At 69.4% G+C, this 8,134-nt stretch carries 7 protein-coding genes, 2 tRNA genes and 1 other RNA gene; 9 read left to right on the top strand and 1 reads right to left on the bottom strand.

Features of this window, described 5'->3' with window-relative positions:
• The first annotated feature begins 327 nt into the window (after positions 1–327).
• The 7 genes from F4X11_24080 (at position 328) to recR (ending at position 4,615) form a co-directional block, all read left to right on the top strand.
• Complete coding sequence (locus F4X11_24080; GenBank protein ID MYN68060.1) at positions 328–531, top strand: hypothetical protein; 204 nt, start codon at positions 328–330, stop codon at positions 529–531.
• Positions 532–621: 90 nt separating this feature from the next.
• On the top strand, positions 622–1,302 hold the full coding sequence (locus F4X11_24075) for a LexA family transcriptional regulator (GenBank protein MYN68059.1): 681 nt from the start codon (positions 622–624) through the stop codon (positions 1,300–1,302).
• A gap of 87 nt (positions 1,303–1,389) precedes the next feature.
• Positions 1,390–1,482: transfer RNA gene (locus F4X11_24070), tRNA-Ser, on the top strand.
• A gap of 143 nt (positions 1,483–1,625) precedes the next feature.
• Positions 1,626–1,725, top strand: an RNA gene (gene ffs, locus F4X11_24065) — signal recognition particle sRNA small type.
• 72 nt (positions 1,726–1,797) lie between these two features.
• Positions 1,798–3,720, top strand: a complete 1,923-nt coding sequence (gene dnaX, locus F4X11_24060) for a DNA polymerase III subunit gamma/tau (GenBank protein MYN68058.1) — start codon at positions 1,798–1,800, stop codon at positions 3,718–3,720.
• The gene (locus tag F4X11_24055; protein ID MYN68057.1) at positions 3,717–4,022 is read left to right on the top strand and encodes a YbaB/EbfC family nucleoid-associated protein; all 306 of its coding nucleotides are present in this window, start codon (positions 3,717–3,719) and stop codon (positions 4,020–4,022) included. Before dnaX ends, F4X11_24055 begins: the two co-directional genes overlap by 4 nt.
• Positions 4,019–4,615 (top strand): recombination protein RecR, encoded by a 597-nt coding sequence (gene recR, locus F4X11_24050; protein ID MYN68056.1) that lies wholly within the window; start codon positions 4,019–4,021, stop codon positions 4,613–4,615. The genes F4X11_24055 and recR overlap by 4 nt, the downstream gene beginning before the upstream one ends.
• A gap of 15 nt (positions 4,616–4,630) precedes the next feature.
• On the opposite strand, the gene F4X11_24045 is transcribed toward recR, so the two are convergent.
• Positions 4,631–6,436: a DUF2064 domain-containing protein gene (locus F4X11_24045; GenBank protein MYN68055.1), complete on the bottom strand. Its 1,806-nt coding sequence runs from the start codon at positions 6,434–6,436 to the stop codon at positions 4,631–4,633.
• A gap of 12 nt (positions 6,437–6,448) precedes the next feature.
• Here F4X11_24045 and F4X11_24040 point away from each other — a divergent pair, with 12 nt between their 5' ends.
• The gene (locus tag F4X11_24040) at positions 6,449–7,045 is read left to right on the top strand and encodes a DUF4203 domain-containing protein (protein MYN68054.1); all 597 of its coding nucleotides are present in this window, start codon (positions 6,449–6,451) and stop codon (positions 7,043–7,045) included.
• 89 nt (positions 7,046–7,134) lie between these two features.
• Positions 7,135–7,210: transfer RNA gene (locus F4X11_24035), tRNA-Asn, on the top strand.
• Positions 7,211–8,134: the final 924 nt, after the last annotated feature.

Genomic DNA, 8,134 nt, shown 5'->3' with positions numbered 1-8,134 from the left:
CGAACCGGCCGATCGCGTCCTCGCCAACCGGCAAAAATAATTGTCGTTGATCACCAGATGTGTTGAAGCCCCTTCAACACCGCGGGAATATCGTCCCGCGACTTCGGGTTGATCCAGATCTTGTCGATGGCCACCTCACCGAGCTGGAGCTGCGACCTGTGAACTTCTCTCATGATGTCAATGCCGCGAAGATATGACCGAAATGGGCCGATTCTTAGGAACCACTCCCCAAGAATACGGCATCTGGACGATCTTCGCCACTTGAAATTCGAGAGATATCCTGTAGAATCAACCACTTGCGGGGTTTTCTGTCGGACACTAGCTATCGTGTCTCCCGTCCGCCGGGTGCAGGACGGTGACGAGGTGTACGTCAGGTTTGCGTCCGGTGAGTGCGTGGTCCGGCTGATGTACGGCGCCCACGGGGGCTACATCCTGCAGACGTACAATCCCGCCTACCCGGCGCGCTTCGTCAGGCCGAAGGAGATTCATGCGATGCACGTGATTCTGTACTCGCGTCGACGGGACTTCTGACGGGTGCGATGCGCTCTCTGCGTTTAACTGATTGACTGTGCTTGCATACGTGTTCTCACGTCGGGTCCGTCGGTGCGATAATCTGTCGTCGTGTCGCTCGGCCAGAACATCAGGCGGCTGCGTCGGGAGTCCGGTCTTCACACCCAGAAGGCGCTGGCCGATCTGCTGGGCGTCCCGCAGCCGCAGGTATCCGACTGGGAGAACGATCGCTACGCGGTTCTGGAAACGCTGACCCTTGTGAAGATCGCGAAGGGGCTGCGCTGTTCCGTCGACGAGTTGCTCGTGGGGGTCGATCCGGCCTACGACCGGATTCGGGAGGCGGGAGGGATGGCCGGTGCCGAACCCCTGCGTCTCGATTCCCAGCCAGCGGCTACCGCCGGCATTCCGGTGGTGGAGGAGGGGAAGGCCTCGCCGGTGAGCTCCACTTCGGGCGACCGGACGGCAGAGCGGAGCGGCGTCGTGCGCTGGGTGTGCCCGCCGGGAGACCTGCACGACCCGAACGCCTACGGGATTCAGGTCCGCGGCGACTCGATGATTCCGGCGCACCGCCCGAACTCGGTCGCGATCGCGTCGCCGCGCCGCCGCGTGGAGGACGGCGACGAGGCCTACGTGCAACTCGCTTCCGGTGGCGGACTGATCCGGCTGGTCCGGACCACCCGGGCCGGCTACATGCTGCAGGCGTACAACCACGCGTACAGGACTCTCCTCATGCGGAGGAAGGACATCCGCGCGATGGACGTCATCGTATCGTCGCGCCTCCGGGGATTCTGACGGACGCGGGCGCGGTCGCCGCGGTACGCTGCCCGGATCATCGGCCGGACTGGTAGACTGTCAACGGCATCGGGCGCCGGTGCACGCGGAGAGATGTCCGAGGGGTTGAAGGAGCACGCTTGGAAAGCGTGTGTAGGGGTAATCCTCCTACCGTGGGTTCGAATCCCACTCTCTCCGCCAAATTTCGCGTTCGCTCCATTTGGCGGCGGGAGTGGGCTTCAGGCGCTCCGCGGCTCACGCCAGTCCGGGCTCCCACACGGTTGATCGAACTCCGCAGGCGGCGTACACTGGGGTTTCCGCGCGTGGTGACGGGTCGCGCCGCGGCTCGGAACCTGTGCAATTTCAGCCTACGAACCGCGTCAGGGCCGGAAGGCAGCAGCGCTAAGTAGCCACTGACATGTGCCGCAGGCTCTTCCGGGCCGCGGTGGGACCCGTGTCCGCAGTCCGCCGGTCTTCCACCGCTCGCGGCCGCGCCCAACGAGCGCTTGGCGACGGATGGCCTACCAGGTTCTCGCACGAAAGTACCGGCCGCAGCGGTTCGATGACGTCGTCGGCCAGCAGGCCGCCACGAAGACGCTGCGCAACGCGCTGGCCCAGGGGCGGCTTGCCCAGGCGTTCGTGTTCGCCGGCCCCCGCGGCGTGGGAAAGACGACGACCGCGCGCATCCTCGCCCGCGCGTTGAACTGCACGAAGGGGCCGACGCCGGACCCGTGCGGGACGTGCGACGCGTGCGTGGAGATCGCCGAGGGGCGCGACATCGACGTTCTGGAGATCGACGCCGCCACCCACACCCAGGTGGACAACATTCGCGAGGTGATCATCGCCGGGCTGGCGATGGCCCCGGTCCGAAACCGCTACAAGGTCTACATCATCGACGAGGTTCACCAGCTCTCCAGCCACTCGTTCAACGCGCTGCTCAAGTCGATCGAGGAGCCGCCGCCGCACGTCGTGTTCATGATGGCGACGACGCAGCTCGAGAAGATCCCGGAGACCATCCTGTCGCGGTCGCAGGTCTACGAGCTGCGAACCATCGGCCGGCAGCAGATCGCCGAACAGTTGCGGATGATCGCGGACGCCGAGTCGATCGTCGTCGACGACGCGGCATTGGGGCTCGTCGCGCGCGCGGCCGACGGCAGCATGCGCGACGCCCAGAGCGCCTTCGATCAGGTGATCGCCTTCGCCGGCCGGACGATAGGGGTCGACGACGTCTCGACCGTGCTCGGCCTCATCGGACGAGACCCCGTTCTCGACGCGGTTGCCGCCGTCGCCGACGAGGATGCGGCCGCGGTGTTCGATCTCGCCGGACGGTTCGTCGAGGCGGGCTACGATCTGCGGCTGGTCTGCCGCGAGCTCTCGCGTGCGGTGCGCGACCTGCTCGTCCTGTCGATAGACGCGGCGCGGGCCGCCGATCCGGAGATTGCCGGGGAGGGCGAGCGCGAACGGCTGGTTGCGCTCGCGCGGCGGTTCTCACGCGAGGATCTGCTCCGCGGTTTCGACGCCATGGCTCGCGCCGAGGTGGAGATCCGGACCGCGATGCAGCCGCGTTACCACCTCGAGATGGCTCTGCTCCGCTGGATGCACCTGCGCAAGCTGGTGCCGCTCACCGACTTGCTGCAGGGGCGCGGCGCTTCGGCGTCCGCCGGGGCGTCATCCGCCGGCCCGCAGCGGAAGCCGCGCCCGAAGCCCGCGCCGCGGCGGGCGTCCGCGGCCCTTTCGGCGGAACGCGTGGCAGACGGGGCGCCGGGGGGCCGGGAACACGTCTCGTCTCCGTCCGAGCCGGCGCAGGGCGGTTCGCGGATGGCTGGAGGAGCGCAGGCGGCGCCGAACGGCGTCGAGGCCGTGCGCACGGATCCGGAGACGCCGAGCATGCCGCTCGGTGCGGCCTCCTCCCCGGGAGCGCCCAGCCTGGCTCGTACGCCCGCCGCGCCGACTCCCGCCCCCGCCGCCGGTTCGGGGGAGGCCGACGCGACGGACAGGCTGTTGGCGGAGATCAGGCAGGCCAGCCGGTTCTTCTACGGGACGGTCGCCTCTCAGGCGCAACGGATCGAGATCGTGGAGGATCGCCTCGTCTTCGCCTTCCCCCCGGCGCGGCAGACCCTGGCCGCTCAACTGAGAGCGAAGCGGGAATGGATCGAGACGTTGTGCGCACGGGTGGTCGGGCGGCGGCTGACGGTCGAAGTGGTGCAGGAGCAGGCCGCCGAGGCGCCGGTTGCAGAGGCGCAGGGCGGCACGGTCGCGTCTCCGGGGGGCGCCGGCGGGACGGGTGCGGTGGCCGGGGAGAAGCAGGCGGCGGGTGACCATCCCCCGGCCGCGGACGGCCCGGCGGCCGAGTTGCGCGCGCGGGCGCTCGGCGACAGCGTCGTCAAGGCGATGCTGGAGCTGTTTCCGGCGGAAATCACCGCCGTCGAGAAGATCTGATGAACATCCAACAGATGATGAAGCAGGCCCAGGAAATGCAGGAACGCCTGCAGCGTGAGCTCGCCGCCACGGAGGTGGAGGCAACGGCCGGCGGCGGCATGGTGACCGTCGTCATGAACGGCGTCAAGCAGTTGCGGGCGGTCACGATCGATCCCGAGGTCGTCTCCGCGGACGACGTCGAGATGCTCCAGGATCTCATCGTGGCGGCGGTCAACGACGCGCAACGCAAGGTCGACGAGGAGGTAGCCGGCCGGATGGGCGGCATGATGGGCGGCCTGCGGATTCCGGGATTTGGTGGATGACCGAGCTCGGACCGCTCCAGGCGCTGGTGGACCAGCTTCAACGGTTGCCGGGCATCGGGGCCAAGGGCGCCCAGCGGCTCGCGTTTCATCTGCTGCGCCAGCCGCGTGACGACGTGGAGGCGCTGGTCGGGGCCATCCGGGATGTCAAGGAGCGGATCACCTACTGCTCGGTCTGCCACAACATCACCGACGCCGACCCCTGCTACTACTGCACGCACGACGGCCGCGACCGCAGCGTCATCTGTGTCGTGGAAGATCCCCACAACGTGGCCGCGGTGGAGCGGACGAAGGAGTTCAACGGCGCCTACCACGTGCTGATGGGAGCGCTGTCGCCGTTGCAGGGCGTCGGCCCCGACGAACTGCGCATCAAGAGCCTGCTCGATCGCGTCGGCCGCGGCGAGGTCGCCGAGGTCATCCTGGCGACGAATCCCAACGTCGAGGGCGAGGCGACGGCCATCTATCTGGCGAAGCTGCTGAAACCGCTCGGCGTGCGCGTCACCCGGATAGCGATGGGGCTGCCGGTCGGCAGCGACATCGAGTACGCCGACGACGTGACGATCCACAAGGCGATGGAGGGCCGGCGCGACCTGTAGGAGGCGGTGGCCGGATCAGTCGCGGTCGTCGCTGCGCCCCGTCGGGGTCCGTGACAATGCCTCTTCTGCGGTCAGACGTTCCAGCACGCGGGCGGTCGCCGGCGCGCGGGTCTCCTCGCTGGCCGGACCGACCTCGCGCCGCAGGCGCTCCATGTCATCCGCGTCGTCGACGTCGTACCACCCCGCGATCCGCTCCACTGCGATTCCGGACCGGGCGGCGGCGCGCACCGTATCCTCGAATGCCGAGGACGTTCCCCAGCGGACGCCGGTGAACAGATCCGGAACGGCGTCGCCCGAATCGGGAGCGGTCAGGCCGATCAGGTAATAGCCGCCGTCGGCGGCGGGGCCCAGCGTCACGGTTCCGGGTCTCAGTCGCGCCAGCGCGTCGGCGACGTGTTCGGCGGGCAACGTCGGCAGGTCCGATCCGATGAGCACTACCCTGGTGAAGCCGGCCGCGAAGAGATCCTCGAACAGATTGCGTTCCCGCGCGCCAAGGTCGTCCCCGCGCTGGGGAAGCAGCAGGGTCCGGTCGATGCCGAGCGGGGCGAATCCGTCGGCTTCGGCGCCGGGCGCGTAGGCGACGCGCCAGGCGACGTCCGGCAGGGCGCCGCGGATCGCCACGGTGTCCGCCAGGAAGGCCGCGTAGAGCCGCCGCCGGTCCGCTTCCGCGGGTACCGCCTGCCGGAGGCGGCTCTTCGGCGCCCGGGCGCCGGCGGGCGAGCGCGCCATGACCGCTACCGCCGCGGGTTCCCGCTTCTCGGCCGCGAGTCTGCGTGGGGAGAGTCCGCGGCGCGCCAGCACCGCTAGGCCGGCGGCCATCCAGACGAGCATGCGCGCCGTGCGCGTGGTCGCCAGCGTGACGCCGGTGGTCTCGCCGAACCCCAACAATGTCGCTACCGCCGCGGTGCCGGCCTGGTCGACGCCGATGCGTAGCGGGACCACCTTGAAGATCACGTTGACGAAGCGGTTCGCGGCTTCGAACACGAAGACCTCCACGAGCGTGGGGGCTCGGGCTCCGATGACCGAGAGCACGACGAACGCTTCGGCGACGGCCAGGGCATGGAACGACATCTCGAGTGAGGCCACCAGCAGCACGTGGGACCACGTCCGCGGGTAGTCGCGGTGGATGCGGGACTCCGCGTTCCGGGCGCGATCCGCGGCCCGCTCGAGCAACGCGGTCGCCACGCCGCGCCGGGCGAGCCAGCGGAGCGGCGCGCTGGCGGCCCGGACGCGATTCCAGATGAGCCAGTGCGCGCCCGCCACGAACAGCACGAGGGTCGCCAGAGGCAGGCCGTAGAGCAGCCATTCGGATGCCGGCGGCTGGACCATCATCACGAGCGCGACCGCGCCGGCGCCGACCACGACGACCACCGACAGGGTGTAGAAGAGCGTCTCGACCGCCAGTGCCGGAACCGTGCGGCCGAGGGGCGCGCGGTCCCGGAGGTACAGCACCTTGACCGGCTCGCCGGCGACGAGACTCAGCGGGGTCAGGTTGGCGACCGCGTCGCCGGCCACGAACGCCGGCAGCAGACTGCGCAGGCCGAGGCCGTGTCCGGGCGGCAGACACCGCAGCCAGGCCAGTGCGCGCACCGCGAAACGGAGGCCCGACAGCACGATCACCAGACCGAACGTCCAGCCCAACTCGCCGATATGGCCGGCCACGGTGCCGACGCCGGCTTCGTGGAGGTAGTACCCGAACAGCCCGAGGCCGCCGATCGTGGCAAGAAGGCCGACCGTGCCCGAAGGTCGGCCGGATGTCGCGGGACGTGTGTTCATGGGGGAACGGAGGCGGCCGGCGACAGACCGTCGGCTCGCTGCCATAATCGGCGGGTCATGGAGTCGGTTTCCCTCCAGTTTCCCGTCGCCGTCATTCTACTCGGTGGCGGACTGGTGGCCGGCTTCGCGGGATACCCGTTGCTGCGGCCGCTGCTGGCGCTGTACGGCTTCATCGGCGGCGTGATCGTCACGCCCACGTTCGCCGATCAACTCGACGGCTGGTGGTTCATCGGAGCGACGCTGGCCGGCGGACTCGCCGGGGCGGCGGTGGCCCTGGCGGTCTACCTTGCCACGGTGGCGCTCCTGGGCGCCGGCGCGGCGGCGTTCATCGTGCACCTGGCTGTCGAAGGCGATCCGGAGATCTGGCTCGTGGTCGCCGCCTCCGTGCTCGGCGCGCTCATGGCGCTGATCGTCCGTCGCTACGTGGTGATCATCGCAACGGCGTTCGTCGGGGGCTGGACCACGCTGGTCGGCGGGCTGGCGCTGTCCCGGAACCAGGCCGCGATGGCCGCCACGGCGGGCGACGTGTCCGGGTTGTTCCCGCTGGTGCCTCTCGAAGGGCAGGAGGCTTTCGCGGCCGCCTGGCTCGTGCTCGGCCTGCTCGGATCCGTGGTGCAGCTTCTCGCGTCCAGAAGCGTTCGCGGCGATGACTGACCGTGCCGGCGGCGGCGGATAGTTGCGGCCCGGCCGCGGATGCCGCGCCAACGGTGCGCGGAGATGATATGATCAGCGGTCTTGCATGTTCCTCAGTAGCTCAATTGGCAGAGCATCCGGCTGTTAACCGGAGGGTTGCTGGTTCGAGTCCAGCCTGAGGAGCCAATCCCCCTGTTTGGCGCCGGACGCGCAGCCAAACCCGCGACGGGATCTTCGCATGGAAGCGCGAGCCCGCCATCAGGCGGCCCAGATGATGTGAAGGCGCGGTGGGCCCGTCCGGACCGGCCCCCGCGACACCTCGCCAGCGGCGAGTACCCAGGGCCGCGGCGGCGTCGTCTCGGGCCACGTTGTTGCTCCCGCGCTTTACGAGTCCGACGGAGCTCTGGTCGTCGGTCTTGACGGTTGCCACCGCGAGGCTCGCCTCAATGAGCCCCCGCGACGCGGGCGCCGCCGACAGCGGGCCATCGAGCGCCAGTATGCGAAGCGCGCGGATGTCCTCTCTCGCCTCGCTCCAACGTGCGACCCGCGGCACCACGGGCACCCGGCCGCGCACCGCGTCAAGCAGCTAACGCTAACCAAGGCGGAAGCGGTCGCAGACGAGCGCGGCGGCCGCCAGCCGAGGAGCCGGTCGACCAGCGTCGCCACCGGTGGCACACGCTGGCCTTCGTCAACGGTCAGCGCCTCCTGGCTGACCACACGCCGGTTAGCTGCCAGCCGGTGCGCGGTCGCGCTTCTCCTGCGCCTCGATGCTCGGCAAGCCCGGCGCCACGGCGATGGCGTCGGTTCGTCCGGACCGCCACTGCGCCACGGCCGTCGACCAGGCGGCGGCCGCCCCCCTGGGTCGACGCCGCCAATCGGGTGCCTGATCCGCTCGGCGACCTCGTCACCGCAGACGCGGTGCCAGTCATCAACGGTGAGGAGCACCGCCGACTCGCCCGCCGACGGGACGTTCAACCGATAGGACAGGAACCGGGCTTTCGGGCGGGTATCCGCGCGAGCCTTGTCGCGTTTCTTGATGAGCTTCGCGCGGAACGTGGGTTTATCGGAGGAAGTTGAACGCCGATTTCGGGGGAAGTTGAACGCCGGTTT

This window comes from Acidobacteriota bacterium (assembly GCA_009861545.1).
In the GTDB taxonomy this organism is placed as follows: domain Bacteria; phylum Acidobacteriota; class Vicinamibacteria; order Vicinamibacterales; family UBA8438; genus WTFV01.
The sequence above is the reverse complement of the archived record's forward strand: the minus strand, read 5'-3'. Positions and strand labels throughout refer to the sequence as shown.